We start from the raw sequence: 15,160 nt of genomic DNA on the forward strand, positions 1-15,160 counted from the left end.
TACTGACTATTTATTTCGTACTTCCTCTGCCCCTTTGATTACTTTTTCCTTAAGTCCTTGTTTATAGACTTCAATTTTATCCAAAACGCATTTATCTGATGAGCCAATGATCTGGGCTGCTAAAATTCCAGCATTTTTTGCACCATTTAGGGCTACTGTTGCTACGGGAACTCCACTGGGCATTTGAAGAATGGATAAAATAGAGTCCCAACCATCAATGGAATTGCTGCTTTTTACAGGAACCCCAATCACAGGTAAAGGAGATAAAGAAGCGACCATTCCAGGAAGATGTGCAGCACCGCCGGCGCCTGCAATTATGACGGTATATCCATTTTTATGGGCATTTTTGCTAAAATCGAATAGTTTTTCAGGAGTTCGGTGAGCAGATACGATGTCTACATCAACCTCTATATCAAACCCTTTTAAAATATCAACGGCTTCTTGCATAACAGGAAGGTCACTGGTGCTTCCCATAACTACGGCTACTTTGCTCATAATGCTATTTGCTTATAACTTTAATCGTTTCTTTTACTTGTTGCGCTATCCTTCTTGCTTTAAACATGTCCTCATCCACAATGGTCACATGCCCCATTTTTCGAAATGGTCGTGTTTGCTTTTTTCCGTAAACATGGGGTGTTACCCCATCCATTTCTAAAATAGCATCGATATTTTCATAAACCACATCGCCTATATGTCCTTCGGCACCAACCAAGTTTACCATAACCCCGGCAACCTTACTGTCTGTCTTGCCTAAAGGTAGCCCTAAAATGGCTCTGATATGCTGTTCAAATTGATTGGTATAGCTTGCTTCAATACTGTAATGACCACTATTGTGCGGTCTGGGCGCTACTTCATTCACTAAAATCTCATTGTCTTGGGTTTGGAACAACTCCACAGCAAGCAAACCAACATGCTCCAAATGTGCTGAAACCTTCAGTGCCACTTCAACTGCTTTTTGTCCTATGGATTCTTCAATACGAGCAGGACAAATTACATATTCCACCTGATTGGCTTCAGGATGAAACTCCATTTCAACAACAGGATAGGTTTTTACTTCTTCTTTGGTATTTCTAGCAACCACTACGGCCAGTTCATTCTTAAAATTCACCATTTCCTCGGCAATGCATTCCACGTTTGGTAATCTGCTTAAGTCCTCTAATTTTCGCACCACTTTTACACCCTGTCCATCATACCCAAATTGTGCACTTTTCCAAACAAATGGAAATTGAAGCCCACCGTTGGAAATACTATCTTCAATTTCGGAAGTATAGGCAAATCGTGTAAATGGCGAAGTAGGAATGCCATTATCGGTATAAAACAACTTTTGGGTCGCCTTATTTTGGATTGTTCGAAGGGTTTTTGTTGGAGGATACACCCTTACATTTTCCTGTTCCAACTTTTCAAGGGCCTCCACATTTACATTTTCAATTTCAATGGTAAGGATGTCAACATCCTTCCCAAAGTTGTATACATCATCAAAATCCAGCAGATTTCCAAGAACAAACTCATTGCAAGCTATTTTGCACGGAGCATCTTTGGAAGTATCCATTACTTTGGTTTGGATATCCCACTTTCGGGTCTCATAGAGCAACATTTTGCCCAGTTGTCCACCTCCAAGAATACCTAGTTTAAAATCAGATGAGAAAAAATGCATCAATTAGTGAATTGGAATGATGGCAAAAATACATGAATTCCACGAAGGGATAAAAGGTCTGGGCTTAAAGCGCACCTAAAAATGTTATCTTTGCCAACCTGATAAATTGATGACGATTTGATCAAGCTTCACGACAAGACTTTTAAACCCTATTTAAGGGAGGAACAGATTTTGGCTGCCGTTGAAAAAATGGCTGCTGAAATTGCAAAAGACTATAAGGATAAAACTCCCATTTTTGTGGGGGTCCTCAATGGCGCTTTTATGTTTGTTTCCGATTTTTTAAAGGTATATCCGTATCCTTGTGAAGTTTCATTTGTTCGCTTAAGCTCTTATCATGGTCTTACATCAACAGGAATTGTTGAAACATTATTGGATGTCCCTGAAAATATTGATGGGAGAAGTGTTGTTATTTTAGAAGACGTAATTGATACGGGAAGGACTTTGAAACAGCTAGTGCATTTGTTCTCCCAAACCAACGTGAAAGAATTTAAAATCGCATCACTTTTTTATAAATCCGAAGCGTACTCAGGAGAATATGCCATTGACTATGTTGGACTTGAAATCCCAAATGATTTTATTGTAGGATATGGTCTGGATTATAAGGAATTAGGTAGAAATTTAAGAGAAGTATATCAACTAAACCAAAGTAATATGATCAACCTAGTGCTTTTTGGAAAGCCAGGAGCTGGAAAGGGAACCCAAGCTGGGTTTCTTAAAGAAAAATATAATCTAAAACATATTTCAACAGGAGATGTGTTTCGTTATAATATGAAGAATGGTACGGAATTGGGAAAATTGGCCAAATCCTATATAGATCGTGGTGATTTGGTTCCGGATGAAGTTACCATAAATATGCTGAAGGACGAGGTCGAGAAAAATCCCGATGCTGCTGGTTTTATATTTGATGGTTTTCCAAGAACTGCTGCACAGGCCGAAGCATTGGATAATTTTTTGGAATCCAAAGACATGCAGATCAATGCCACTATAGCTTTGGAGGCTGATGATGATATTTTGGTAGCCCGCTTGTTGGAACGCGGTAAGGAAAGTGGACGTTCAGATGACCAGGATGAGAATAAAATCAGAAATCGGTTTGACGAGTACAATTTAAAAACTGCCCCTCTAAAATCTTTCTATGAAAAACAAGGAAAGTTCCATTCCATAAATGGTATAGGTGAGATTGACGAGATAACTACGCGACTTGGCAAAGTCATCGATTCTTTGTAGCAATTGACGATTTGAAGAAGGTTCTTTTTAATCCTTTTAAAAAGAAAATTGATAGGTAATAACAATGACTGAAGGAAATTTTGTTGATTATGTTAAAGTACATGTAGCCTCTGGAAATGGGGGTAAGGGTTCTGTTCATTTACATAGGGAAAAGTATATTACCAAAGGAGGACCTGATGGTGGCGATGGTGGCCGTGGTGGTCATGTAATTGCCCGGGGGAACAATAACCTGTGGACATTGGTAACCTTCAAATTTAAAAAACACTTTAAAGCAGGTCACGGAGAGCACGGAAGCAAAAACCGAAGCACAGGAGCCGATGGACAAGATGTTTATATGGATGTGCCTTTAGGTACTGTGGTTAGGGATACAGAAACCAATGAAATTCTCTTCGAGATAACAGAGAATGGTGAGGAAAAAATAGTAGCTGAAGGTGGAATGGGAGGCCGGGGTAACTGGCATTTTAAGAGTTCTACAAATCAAACGCCAAGATATGCCCAACCGGGAATTCCAGGACAAGAATCCCACGTAACATTGGAACTAAAGGTTTTGGCCGATGTTGGCCTTGTTGGTTTTCCAAATGCGGGGAAATCCACATTACTTTCTGTAATGACCTCTGCAAAACCAAAGATTGCGGACTATGAGTTTACCACCCTTAAACCAAATTTGGGTATTGTAGAACATAGGGATTTTAAGAGTTTTGTAATGGCCGATATTCCCGGAATTATAGAAGGGGCAGCTGAAGGAAAAGGTCTGGGGCATTACTTTTTAAGGCATATTGAACGTAACGCCACACTGCTTTTTCTAATTCCTGCGGATAGTAACGATATTTCAAAGGAATATGAAATACTTTTGGATGAACTTAGGCGCTATAATCCTGAACTATTGGATAAAGAAAGATTGGTTGCCATTTCCAAAAGCGATATGTTGGATGAAGAACTTATGGGAGAAATGAAGGTCGAGTTGGATAAGGACTTTAAAAATGTGCCTTATCTTTTTATTTCATCCGTGGCACAACAAGGCATTCAAGAACTTAAGGATGCACTCTGGAAACTTTTGAACGAATAAAGCTACATTTTCATATTTCCAAGTTAATTATTGTTTAATTTTAAAGGTACATTTTGTAAAAGATGAGATACCTTTTTTCAATAGTGTTTTTTTGTTTTCTTACCTCCTGTAGTTCCGTACGGGTAAACTATGATTATGATAAGGCTACGGACTTTTCGAGCTATAGTACCTATAATTATTTTTCGGATATTGAATCTGGACTAAGTCAGTTGGATGAAAAAAGGTTGGTTCGTGTTTTGGACTCCACACTACTGTCGAAAGGATATCTATTGGCGGAAGAACCTGATTTTTTTATCAATATTATAAGTAATGAGTTCAGGAGCAGTCCCAACAATGCTGTTGGTGTAGGTATTGGTGGAACAGGGCGAAATGTTGGAGGAGGGGTTTCTGTTGGATTACCATTGGGAAATTCTGGAATTCAGCGTCGCATTCAGTTTGATTTTGTAGATGCACAAAGGGATGCTCTGTTCTGGCAGGCATCAAGTGAAAGCGGTTTTCGGGAAAATGCGTCTCCAAGTGTACGCGAAGAAAGATTGAGGGCAGTAGTAAAGAAAGTATTTTCAAAGTTCCCGCCACAAAAGAAATAACCCCCGTTTGCCAAAGCAATTTTACCGCTCATCATATTGTGGTTTCTGCGCTTTTGCCCAAGTATTATATTTACTTTGATCAAAATGTAACAAAAGCTTTTCAAGAAAGTCTTATTCTAAAGATTAACTTGAGATTTCAATCAAAAACTAATTAAATTAAAACTATGAGAACATTATTCAATTTAAAGGCCATTTATGGCCTTTCGTTATGTATGCTGTGCAGTACTTTTGGGATTGCCCAAGCACCAGCAGAAAATTCAGATACCAAGGAGAAAACCCTTCCTGGAAATCCAGAACTGGTAAGCTCTGATGATGAGCTTATTTCTTTGGCATCTTTAGATGAAGGCGACTATAGGTATACCGTAGAAGACTACTTTGCCAATCCAAAGGCCTTCACTTTTAGATTTTCTCCAGATGGAAAATACCTTTCCTACCGCGAGAGCGATGAAAATGGTAAACAACATATCTATGTTAAAAATTTGGCCACTGATGAAATCAAACGTGCCATTGAAGAAAAAGAAGAGTTGGTAAGACAATACGGTTGGCTCAATAATGGAAGATTGTTTTACGCAATGGACAAAGGAGGGGATGAAAACTACCATATCTATGCAGTGGATCTTGACGGGAGTAATTTAAAAGACCTTACTCCGTTTGATGGGGTTAGAGCTGAATTTAATGAACTTCTTAGGGAGGATAAGGAACATATCATAGTTTCTTTGAACAAGAACAATCCACAAGTATTTGAGCCCTACAAAGTAAATCTTATAACAGGGGAGCTTACGCAACTTTATACCAACGATGACCCAGCAAACCCAATTGCCGGGTATGATTTTGATAAAAACGGAAATTTGAAAGGCTTTACAAAGATGAGGGATGGTGTGGAGATGGATCTATACTATGAAGATGGAAATGGAGGATATAAGCTGATGAAAAGTTTAAGCTGGAAAGATTCCTTTGGTATTCTCAATTTCAATTATGCTACGGAAAATCCGGATGATGCCTATATCATTTCAAATTTAAACAGTGATAAGGCAGAAATTGTGCTCTACGATCTAAAAGAGGATAAGATGATAGAGCAAGTCTTTAAAAATGACCAGTACGATGTACAGAGCATGGGTTTTTCCAGAAAAAGAAATTATGAAATAGACTATTTTTCCTATGAAGGGGAGAAAAATATTGTGGTACCTATAAGTAATGCCTACAAACAGTTGGATGCCAAGATGAAAGAAGAACTTCCTGGAAAACAGTATAGTGTTTTAGATGCTACAGAAGATGAAAATCTATATATGGTCTATGTAGATAGTGACCGTTTATATGGAATTTATTACGCTTATAATGTAGCCGAGAATAGTTTGAAAGAGCTATACAATACAATGCCCCAGTTAAAGGAAGAGGACATGTCCGAAATGCGCCCAATAACCTTTAAAAGTAGGGATGGCATCACACTGCATGGTTATATCACCCTTCCAAAGGCTGCTTTAGCGGGAGAGAAGGTTCCAGTAATTGTTAATCCGCATGGAGGGCCACAAGGAATTCGGGATTCATGGGGTTTCAATCCTGAGTCGCAGTTGTTTGCCAGTAGAGGATATGCCACACTTCAGGTAAACTTTAGAATTTCTGGAGGTTATGGAAGGGAGTTTTTGGAATCTGGTTTTAAACAAATTGGAAGAAAAGCAATGGATGATGTGGAAGATGGATTGAAATACGTAATTGATCAAGGATGGGTAGATGCCGATAAGGCAGCCATATATGGTGGCAGTCATGGTGGCTATGCCGTTCTTAGAGGTTTGACGAAAACCCCGGATTTATATGCCTGTGGAGTAGACTATGTTGGGGTATCCAATCTTTTTACATTTATGAAGACCATTCCTCCGTATTGGAAACCCTATTTGAAAATCATTAAAGAAATTTGGTATGATGAAGACGTAGCGGAGGAAAAAGCCATTATGGAAGAAGTATCCCCAGTATATCAAATTGACAAAATTAAAAAGCCTTTGTTTGTGGTACAGGGAGCTAATGATCCACGGGTGAATATTGATGAATCGGATCAGATAGTGAGTGCCCTTAGAGGCAAGGGTTATGATGTTCCGTATATGGTAAGATACGATGAAGGCCATGGATTTGGTAAGGAAGAAAACCGTATTCAATTATACAAATCAATGATGGGCTTCTATGCCAAGCATCTGGGAAAACAGGAGATTCCTACCCCATTGAAAGATTAGTGAAATAATACCAAAAACTAATAGTAAAAAAGGAGCTTTAAGGCTCCTTTTTTTGTTAATGATTCTAAGATAAAAAAGCTTGTTGCCGTTCACAGTTTCTATTTTACCACTGGTCATAATCCCCTTTGGTTTAACTCCCTTTGGCGATATTTTTATAGTATAATTAAAAAACGAACAGCCATGATAGCACTTGTTAAACTAATAATCACCTTACTTATCAATATTTTAGTATAATCTGATTTAGGTAAAATTTTATCGATATGAAAAAATTAAACATTCAACAGAAAGTTATTTTGGGCGCTGGGCTACTGGCGGTACTAATTGGTATTTTTGGAAAAATATCTGGTTGGGAATACGACTATTATTTTGTACCCTTTTATACAGGAATATCGCTATCCTGGATTGCTTTTTTAGATACCAGCTCAAAATGCTGCAATCCGTTTAAAAAAGTAAAAAGAAAAGCATAATACATTAATTTGTAAGAGGAGGCGACAACAGGATTTATGCTGATGAATTCTTTTCATATAAGTTACATTGCAGTCCAATCTTTCAAAGAATTATATTTGAACTATTCCTGAGGCGTATTTATGAAATTGAGCAATAAAAAAAGCAATTATATTTTTTGGATCCTACAATTTCTTGGTTGGGGATTCATCAATGTTCTTTCAATTTTTATTGTAAAGAAAGTTAGCACGGAGCTACTGGTTTACTCAATTTTAGCAGGTATGTTCATTGGAATTTTCTCTTCTTCCTTGCTAAGATGGTATTTGAAGAGAAATGTTCAGTTTGAAGCATTCGGGCTTAAGGACTTTTTGAAGATTCTGGCATCTTTTATTTTTGGAGCAACCCTTTTTGGATCCTTAAATTATGCTTTTGGACACCTTTACGCAAAGTTTGGGCCTGGTTTATCCGAAGCCGAGATACAGATGTTTAAATTGTATGATGGCTTTTGGATACAAGTAATTAATTCACTTTTTATCATTGGAGCCTGGATAGTTACGTATTTGGTCATAAAATTACTCTTAAAACTCAATAAGGATAGAATAGAACGGCTAGAGTTAAATACAAATCTAAAACAGGCTCAATTAAATACTTTAAAAGGTCAAATAAACCCGCATTTTATGTTCAACAGCCTTAATAATATAAGAGGGCTTATGTTGGAAGATGTTGAGAAATCTAGGGATATGCTTACCAAACTATCGGAAATTCTTAGGTATTCGTTGACCAAAAACAATATCAACGCCATTTCAGTGCAAGAAGAATTGGAAGTGGTGGATAACTATATCGATTTATCCAAGATTCAATTTGAAAATCGACTCGATTTTGAAAAACACGTTGACGACAACACATTACAACTGCAGATTCCCCCGATGATTATACAATTGTTGATTGAGAATGCGGCAAAACATGGAATTTCAAACCTAAAAAATGGAGGAAGAATCGTTTTGACCATCAAAATGGAAAATGAAGGATTGATTATTGAGGTGAAAAACACCGGGAAGCTTCAAATAGCAAAAAACTCAACCCAACTAGGCCTTAAAAACATAAAGCAACGATTGAAATTATTGTATGCTGACAAGGCATCTTTTAAGTTGAGTGAGATTGCTGATGAGGTCGTGGCCAATATAAAAATTCCGTTGACATGAAAATAAGAACGGTAATTGTTGAAGATTCAAGGCTTGCACGTAATGAGCTCAAAGAATTGCTAAAGCAGCATGATGAAATTGAGTTGATAGGGGAGGCAGAAAATGTGGATATCGGGTATGAATTGATTCAAAAAGAAAATCCGGACTTATTGCTTTTGGACATTAATATGCCTGAAAAAGATGGTTTTGAACTTCTCGAAATGTTAGATCAAGTACCCATAACCATTTTTACGACTGCATTTGATGAGTATGCAATCAAATCTTTTGAATATAACGCCTTGGATTATTTACTCAAACCAGTTAACCAAAAGCGTTTTACAATGGCGCTTGACAAGGTAAGGGTCAAATTATCAAAAAATCAGGGAGAAGACCATAAAACAAAAAAGCTTTCGGAGAGCAGTCAGATTTTCATTAAAGATGGTGAAGCCTGTTGGTTGGTCAAAATAGGGGATATCTCGCATTTTGAAATTGTTGGCAACTACACAAGGGTATTTTTTGAGGACAAAAAGCCGTTGTTGTATAAATCATTGAACCAAGTTGAAGAGAAACTACCCGAAAATTCTTTTTTTCGCGCAAATAGACAGCAAATTGTAAATACCAATTTTATTGAAAATGTGGTTCCCTGGTTCAACGGGAAACTAAAGCTGCACATGAAAAATGGCGAAGAGATTGAAGTGTCACGAAGACAATCCTACATTTTTAAGGACCGTATGAGTCTTTAATCAAAAAGACTTTAACAACCCACCATCAATGGGAATATTGGTGCCCGTGATATAAGCCGCCTGTTCAGAAGCTAAAAATGCCACCAAAAAACCGTACTCTTTGGGGTCGCCAATACGTTTTGTCGGTACCAGTTCTTCCATGGCAGCACGTACTTCCGAAACGGGTATTCCCAGTTTTTCAGCTTTTTTGGCATTGAGTTGTGCTATTCTGTCCGTATCAAAATAACCTGTAAGAACATTATTGACCGTAATACTATTTTTTGCGACATCAAAGGCCAAACTTTTACCCCAAGTAACCACGGCAGCCCTTATAGAATTGGATAACGCTAAATAGCTCAAGGGTTCTTTTACCGAAATGGATGCCACATTTATGATCCTGCCCCATTGCTTTTTCTGCATATTTTTTAGCGCAAGTTCGGTGGTGAAAACAACGGACTTGAAGAGTAAATCAAAAGCGGATTGGTAATCTTCCACTTTCTTTTCCAGTGCACCGCCAGCTTCAGGACCCTGGGTGTTGTTCACCAGAATATCAATGGTATTTTGTTCAAAAAAAGAGGAAATGGTGTTTTTAAAAACTTCAAAGTTTGAAAAATCCACCACCAGAAAACCGTGTTCCTGGCCTTGATTTGTGTCAAGTTCATCAACAATGGTTTTCATCTTTTCCTTATTCCTGGCCATTAGAGTAACATTGGCCCCACTAGCAGCCAACTGCTTCGCTATTGCTTCGCCAATTCCTTTGCTGCTTCCGCCTACCAAGGCATTTTTTCCTATTAAATCTATTTTCATACTACTTGTATTCTTCTCTTGCCGGACTAAAAATGTCCATTAATTTACATGCCGTCAACGCCTTTCCACTATGCGGAATGTTTGATGGAACAATAACAACATCTCCTGGCTTGTAAATATCGGTTTTTCCACCAACAGTAAATTCAAAAGAACCTTCCACAACATGCATGATCTGTTCGTTGAAATGATGATGTTCTGGAACTTTGGCATCTTTTTCAACATCCCAAAAAACCCATGACATTGTTTCACTGTGCACCATTTTTCCATGATAGCCAAGCATGATTTCCTTGGATTTTATTTCTGATAGATTCATAACGTATAAATTTTCTTCAAGATAGAAATTAATAAGATTCATTCTTTGTTTGGATTGATTTTGTCAATGTCTATTTTTGATTGTTAAACAGAAAAAATGAAAATCCATTTTATTGCCATTGGAGGTAGCGCCATGCACAATCTTGCTTTGGCATTGGAACATAAGGGATATACGATAACCGGTAGTGATGATGTGATTTTTGAGCCCTCAAAAGGACGACTGGAAAGCAAAGGGTTGTTGCCATTGGAATTTGGTTGGTTTCCAGAAAAGATAAATGCTGAGCTTGATGCTGTTATTTTGGGCATGCACGCCAAACCTGATAATCCTGAATTGCTAAGGGCACAGGAACTAGGTGTGAAAATATATTCGTATCCTGAATTTTTGTACGAGCAATCAAAGCATAAAACAAGGGTTGTTATTGGGGGAAGCCATGGAAAAACCACTATTACATCTATGATTCTTCACGTGTTGGATTATCAAGATATAGCTGTGGATTATATGGTGGGAGCACAGTTGGAAGGCTTTGAAAGAATGGTTCACCTTACTGAAGAAAATGACTTTATTGTTTTGGAGGGAGACGAATATTTGTCCTCACCTATTGATAGAAGACCTAAATTCCATTTATATCAACCCAATATTGCGTTATTAAGTGGTATTGCTTGGGACCACATTAATGTATTTCCCACTTTTGATAATTATGTGGATCAGTTCCAGATTTTTGTTGATGGAATAGTCAAGGGCGGTAGTATTACCTATAATGAAGAAGATTTAAAGGTGAAAAGTGTTGTAGAGGCTACAGAAAATACAATTCGTAAGTTTCCGTATGCCACACCAAATTACAAAGTGGCGGATGGGATTACCGTATTGGACACTCCAGAGGGGGAAATGCCCATTGAAATTTTTGGAAAACACAACTTGAATAATTTGGCGGGAGCCAAATGGATATGTCAACAAATGGGAGTGGACGAAGCTGATTTTTACGAGGCGATAGCATCATTTTCGGGAGCTTCAAAACGAATGGAAAAAATTGCGGAAAGTTCAAACAAAGTGGCGTTTAAAGATTTTGCACATTCTCCAAGTAAAGTAAAGGCAACAACCCAAGCTGTTAAAGAACAATTCCCAGGGAGAAAACTCCTTGCCTGTCTGGAACTTCATACCTATAGCAGTCTTAATGCCGAGTTTTTGACAGAATATAATGGAGCATTGGATGCAGCAGACGAAGCTGTGGTCTTTTATTCACCAAATGCTGTAAAAATCAAACAGCTGGAAGAAGTTACCTCGGAACAGATCGCAAAAGCGTTAAAGCGAGAAGATTTAAAGATATTTACTAATGCCAAAGCATTTCAGGAGTATCTTTTTGCTCAAAACTTTGATGATTCCTCACTTTTGCTAATGAGTTCTGGGAATTACGGTGGGTTGGATTTTGAAAACTTGAAAACTTTATTTCAATAAAGAAGGAGGTAAAAAGGTAATTTTGTCAGTTTTATTCTTGGAATGGTAATTGTCATTTATTTTACGTGAAATTGCCACTCCATACTTTCATTGAAAACATACCGAAGAGACTTCGCCGTTTTGCTTCCATTTTAATGGCGGCTTTTATGCTGGGTATTTCCAATGTCATTTTAGAGGAAGACCGAATGATTCATGATACCCGCCCTAAAATTGAACACCAAGAAATACAGGATGAGGATGAGAACCACTAGTATTTGTTTATGATTTCATACGCCAAACTGCCTTAAGTGATGATCTAAATGTTTGTATTGCATTTGTCCCCACTGATCATGGGTAAAAACACCAAAGGCGGGATGTGGTTCCCATGACGTTCTATCTTTTTCGGCATGAAAATCATTGACCAATGTAACGAGGTTTTTCTGTTCAGGATCAAACTCTTTTTTATCCACAACCTTAAAACCCTTTGCTGTTGGGGAATTGGGCTTCCAGAGTTTGTCATTGTACATGTTCTTTTTAAAGCTTTTGAACAAAAGCTTCATAACTGGGCTGGGCTTTTCCATGGTATACCTGCCCAGCGCAAGCTTTAATGGAAATTGGCAATGGAAAAGCATTTGGCCTACCTCCATCTGTCCCCATTCTCCTTTGCTGGATACACTAAGGGAAGTAATTCTGTCTAAAATTTCTGAATGGGCTTCAGAATCAAAAAGCGATTTCATATACATATAAATTAGTATAGAAAATTACATAAATATTCCCCTATATTTAAAGCATGCAAGAAAAAGTCGCATCTTTCTCTATTAAAAACTGGGCCGATGATGACAAACCAAGGGAAAAGTTGGTTCAGAAAGGGCGTTCTGTGCTTTCAGATGCCGAACTCATTGCAATTTTAATAGGATCAGGTAATAAAGAGGAGAGCGCAGTTCAACTTTCTAAACGAATTTTAGCATCCGTAAATCACAACTTGAATGAGTTGGGCAAACTTTCTGTTAATCAATTGATGCAGTTTAAAGGAATTGGGGAGGCAAAAGCAGTTTCCATTTCAGCTGCGTTGGAAGTGGGAAGAAGAAGAAGAGGAGGAGGGGAAGGTGAAAAAATTTCAAAGGTTTTAAGCAGCAAGGATGCTTTTGATTTGTTGTATCCTACCATGGGAGATTTGGAACATGAAGAGTTTTGGATTATCTATCTTAACAATTCAAATAAAGTTATACAGAAGAATCAACTTAGCAAAGGTGGAATTACTGGAACTTTGGTGGATGTTCGTTTGGTTTTAAGACAAGCTCTGGAACTTGGGTCCGTGGGGATTATCTTGGCGCACAACCATCCATCGGGAACACTTAAGCCCAGCGAAGCGGATAAACAGATCACTAAAAAGCTAAAAGTGGCGTCCGAAGCCTTGGATATTAAGATATTGGATCATTTGATTGTGACCCAGCATGATTATTTTAGTTTTGCGGATGAGGGAATACTATAGAAAGAAGACGAATGTTATTGATATTTACACATAAAATCACAAATAGACTTACCTATACGGCAAGGCATATTTTTGAAAAAATTTTAGGTGTAGAAATTGCTTTTACAACAAAGGTGGAAGATTTTATCAAGCATTCAGGACCAAAAATAACCTATTCAAAACAACCCCTTCAAAACGAATTTTTTATTCGGAGCAATGATCTGTTGTTTGAACAAGGAATCAACGATTTGGAAATTAAGGTTGCCAATTGGGATGGAGTTCCCTGTTTTTTTAGTTGTGGTGATAAAAGCTCCATTCCGTACGATATTTTTTCAGCAAGCTTTTTTCTTTTAAGTAGATATGAGGAGTACCTTCCACATGTTAAAGATAGTTTGGGAAGATTTCCAGCAAAGGAAAGTATAGCCTATCAAAATAATTTTTTAGAGCTTCCAGTTGTCGATTTATGGGCGTATAAATTGATAACTGCGCTTAAAGAAGTTTTCCCTAACATAGAACATAAAAAAAGAGCCTATCGTTTTACTTCAATCATAAATGTTACAACATCACATTGCTATGCCTATAGGGGCTTGGTTAGAAGTATTGGTGGGTTTCTTTTTGATTTGGGCCGTTTTAAACTAAGACGTTTTGTGAAAAGGATTTCCGTGCTTTTGGGTTTTAAAAAGGATCCTTTCGACAATTTTCAAGAATTGGTGGAGATACATAAAAAATTCCCCATACAAACAATGTTTTTCTTTCAGTTTGCCAAATATTCAGAGCATGATAAGAATATTTCACCCAATAATAACAAGTTTAGATATCTGATAAAATCGGTTGCTGATTATAGTGCCGTCTCTTTGAGTAGTTCTTTTCTCTCATCAACAGATAAAAAGGTTTTAAAAGAGGAAAAACAACAATTATCAAACTTGATAAATAGACCTGTAAGCTATTCAAGATTACGGTATAACAAGGTAAATATTCCAGTTACCTATCGGAATCTTATCGAAACTGAGTTTACAGATGATTTTTCCATGGGATATACACATGAGGTAGGTTTTAGGGCAGGAACCTGCACCCCTTTTTATTTTTATGATATTAATATGGAAGTAAAACAACCCTTAATGGTGCACCCTTTTGCCATTCATGATTATTCCTTGCTCCACTTAAAAAAGAAAGAAGAGGCCTTTGAGAAAATGGATGGTATTTATAGATTGGTAAAACAGGTAAATGGTGAGATGCTCACTATCTTTTCAAATGAATTGTTGGGAAGTACACACAGAATAAAATGGATGGAACTTTATCAATTGGTTTTAAGAAGATATTATGTTTAAAGACGTAATTACAGACGTTTTTTTTGATTTGGACCATACCTTGTGGGATTTTGATAGAAATTCGGCGCTTACCTTTAAGAAGATTCTAAAAGAAAATGATGTAAGTGTGGTTCTGGAAGATTTTTTAGAGGTATATGTGCCCATAAACCTTGAGTTTTGGAAATTGTATCGGGAAGAAAAAATAAGTAAAGCCCAGCTACGATATCAACGATTAAAAAACACTTTTGATAAAGTTGGAGCATCAGTCTCCGATGAAATAATTCATGTTTTGGCTGATGATTACATTGCCCATTTATCATCTTTCACCCATCTATTTCCAAATACCGTTGAAATATTGGAATATCTGGTTCCCAACTATAATCTTCATATTATCACTAATGGATTTCAGGAAATTCAGGATAAAAAATTAGTTGAATCAAATATCAACAAGTATTTTGATCAGGTCATCAATTCTGAAATGGCAGGAGTCAAAAAGCCAAATCCATATATTTTTGAGTTGGCCTTACAAAAGGCAAAGGTTGCGCCAAAAAATTCCTTGATGATTGGAGATAATCTTGAAGCAGATATTATGGGAGCAAGGGCAGTTGGAATGGAATCCATTCATTTTAACGCACATAGCGAACCTGAGCATGATTTGTGTCTAATGATAAGCGATCTTATTGAAATAAAAAGCTTTTTATAGAGTTATAGTAGGGTATAGCCAACCTCTA

General features: G+C 37.3%; 17 protein-coding genes. 12 read left to right on the top strand and 5 right to left on the bottom strand.

The features are described from left to right. Window positions 1–6: 6 nt before the first annotated feature. Window positions 7–495: a 5-(carboxyamino)imidazole ribonucleotide mutase gene (purE, locus tag AAY42_RS15905; RefSeq protein ID WP_055396983.1), complete on the bottom strand. Its 489-nt coding sequence runs from the start codon at window positions 493–495 to the stop codon at window positions 7–9. 4 nt (window positions 496–499) lie between these two features. Continuing rightward, entirely contained in the window at window positions 500–1,654 is a 1,155-nt protein-coding gene (locus tag AAY42_RS15910; protein ID WP_055396985.1) for a 5-(carboxyamino)imidazole ribonucleotide synthase, read from the bottom strand. A 117-nt stretch (window positions 1,655–1,771) separates the two neighbouring features. On the opposite strand from AAY42_RS15910, the gene AAY42_RS17985 reads away from it, so the two are divergent. The 7 genes from AAY42_RS17985 (at window position 1,772) to AAY42_RS15945 (ending at window position 9,121) form a co-directional block, all read left to right on the top strand. After that, the gene (locus AAY42_RS17985) at window positions 1,772–2,878 is read left to right on the top strand and encodes an adenylate kinase (RefSeq protein WP_082433469.1); all 1,107 of its coding nucleotides are present in this window, start codon (window positions 1,772–1,774) and stop codon (window positions 2,876–2,878) included. Window positions 2,879–2,942: 64 nt separating this feature from the next. Beyond that, window positions 2,943–3,944: a GTPase ObgE gene (gene obgE, locus AAY42_RS15920; RefSeq protein WP_055396988.1), complete on the top strand. Its 1,002-nt coding sequence runs from the start codon at window positions 2,943–2,945 to the stop codon at window positions 3,942–3,944. Window positions 3,945–4,006: 62 nt separating this feature from the next. Beyond that, window positions 4,007–4,531 (top strand): DUF4136 domain-containing protein, encoded by a 525-nt coding sequence (locus AAY42_RS15925; protein ID WP_055396990.1) that lies wholly within the window; start codon window positions 4,007–4,009, stop codon window positions 4,529–4,531. Window positions 4,532–4,743: 212 nt separating this feature from the next. Beyond that, a complete protein-coding gene (locus tag AAY42_RS15930) occupies window positions 4,744–6,753 on the top strand; it encodes a S9 family peptidase (protein ID WP_417935087.1) in 2,010 nt (669 codons plus the stop codon). Between the two features lie 260 nt (window positions 6,754–7,013). Then, window positions 7,014–7,220 carry a hypothetical protein gene (locus AAY42_RS15935; protein WP_055396992.1) on the top strand — a complete coding sequence of 69 codons (207 nt, stop codon included), beginning with the start codon at window positions 7,014–7,016 and terminating at the stop codon, window positions 7,218–7,220. 258 nt (window positions 7,221–7,478) lie between these two features. Next, window positions 7,479–8,399, top strand: a complete 921-nt coding sequence (locus AAY42_RS15940; RefSeq protein WP_245625632.1) for a sensor histidine kinase — start codon at window positions 7,479–7,481, stop codon at window positions 8,397–8,399. Beyond that, window positions 8,396–9,121: a LytR/AlgR family response regulator transcription factor gene (locus AAY42_RS15945; RefSeq protein WP_055396996.1), complete on the top strand. Its 726-nt coding sequence runs from the start codon at window positions 8,396–8,398 to the stop codon at window positions 9,119–9,121. The genes AAY42_RS15940 and AAY42_RS15945 overlap by 4 nt, the downstream gene beginning before the upstream one ends. Here the strand turns inward: AAY42_RS15945 and AAY42_RS15950 are convergent, their stop codons facing one another. Together AAY42_RS15950 and AAY42_RS15955 are read right to left on the bottom strand one after the other, a co-directional pair. Then, complete coding sequence (locus AAY42_RS15950) at window positions 9,122–9,907, bottom strand: SDR family oxidoreductase (RefSeq protein ID WP_055396998.1); 786 nt, start codon at window positions 9,905–9,907, stop codon at window positions 9,122–9,124. Between the two features lies 1 nt (window position 9,908). After that, on the bottom strand, window positions 9,909–10,220 hold the full coding sequence (locus AAY42_RS15955; protein WP_055397996.1) for a cupin domain-containing protein: 312 nt from the start codon (window positions 10,218–10,220) through the stop codon (window positions 9,909–9,911). A 96-nt stretch (window positions 10,221–10,316) separates the two neighbouring features. Between AAY42_RS15955 and AAY42_RS15960 the strand changes: the two genes are divergently transcribed. Then, on the top strand, window positions 10,317–11,672 hold the full coding sequence (locus AAY42_RS15960; protein WP_055397000.1) for a UDP-N-acetylmuramate--L-alanine ligase: 1,356 nt from the start codon (window positions 10,317–10,319) through the stop codon (window positions 11,670–11,672). Between the two features lie 65 nt (window positions 11,673–11,737). Then, window positions 11,738–11,923 (top strand): hypothetical protein, encoded by a 186-nt coding sequence (locus tag AAY42_RS18175; protein ID WP_139063750.1) that lies wholly within the window; start codon window positions 11,738–11,740, stop codon window positions 11,921–11,923. A 15-nt stretch (window positions 11,924–11,938) separates the two neighbouring features. On the opposite strand, the gene AAY42_RS15965 is transcribed toward AAY42_RS18175, so the two are convergent. Next, window positions 11,939–12,388: a DUF1569 domain-containing protein gene (locus tag AAY42_RS15965; RefSeq protein ID WP_055397002.1), complete on the bottom strand. Its 450-nt coding sequence runs from the start codon at window positions 12,386–12,388 to the stop codon at window positions 11,939–11,941. Between the two features lie 53 nt (window positions 12,389–12,441). Here AAY42_RS15965 and radC point away from each other — a divergent pair, with 53 nt between their 5' ends. From radC to AAY42_RS15980, 3 genes are read left to right on the top strand one after another with little or no spacing between them, the layout of a single operon-like run. Further along, window positions 12,442–13,143 (top strand): RadC family protein, encoded by a 702-nt coding sequence (gene radC / locus AAY42_RS15970; protein WP_055397005.1) that lies wholly within the window; start codon window positions 12,442–12,444, stop codon window positions 13,141–13,143. 11 nt (window positions 13,144–13,154) lie between these two features. Next, on the top strand, window positions 13,155–14,450 hold the full coding sequence (locus AAY42_RS15975) for a polysaccharide deacetylase family protein (protein WP_055397007.1): 1,296 nt from the start codon (window positions 13,155–13,157) through the stop codon (window positions 14,448–14,450). After that, complete coding sequence (locus tag AAY42_RS15980) at window positions 14,443–15,132, top strand: YjjG family noncanonical pyrimidine nucleotidase (protein WP_055397009.1); 690 nt, start codon at window positions 14,443–14,445, stop codon at window positions 15,130–15,132. The genes AAY42_RS15975 and AAY42_RS15980 overlap by 8 nt, the downstream gene beginning before the upstream one ends. Window positions 15,133–15,160: the final 28 nt, after the last annotated feature.

The organism is Flagellimonas eckloniae (genome assembly GCF_001413955.1).
Taxonomy (GTDB): Bacteria; Bacteroidota; Bacteroidia; order Flavobacteriales; family Flavobacteriaceae; genus Flagellimonas; species Flagellimonas eckloniae.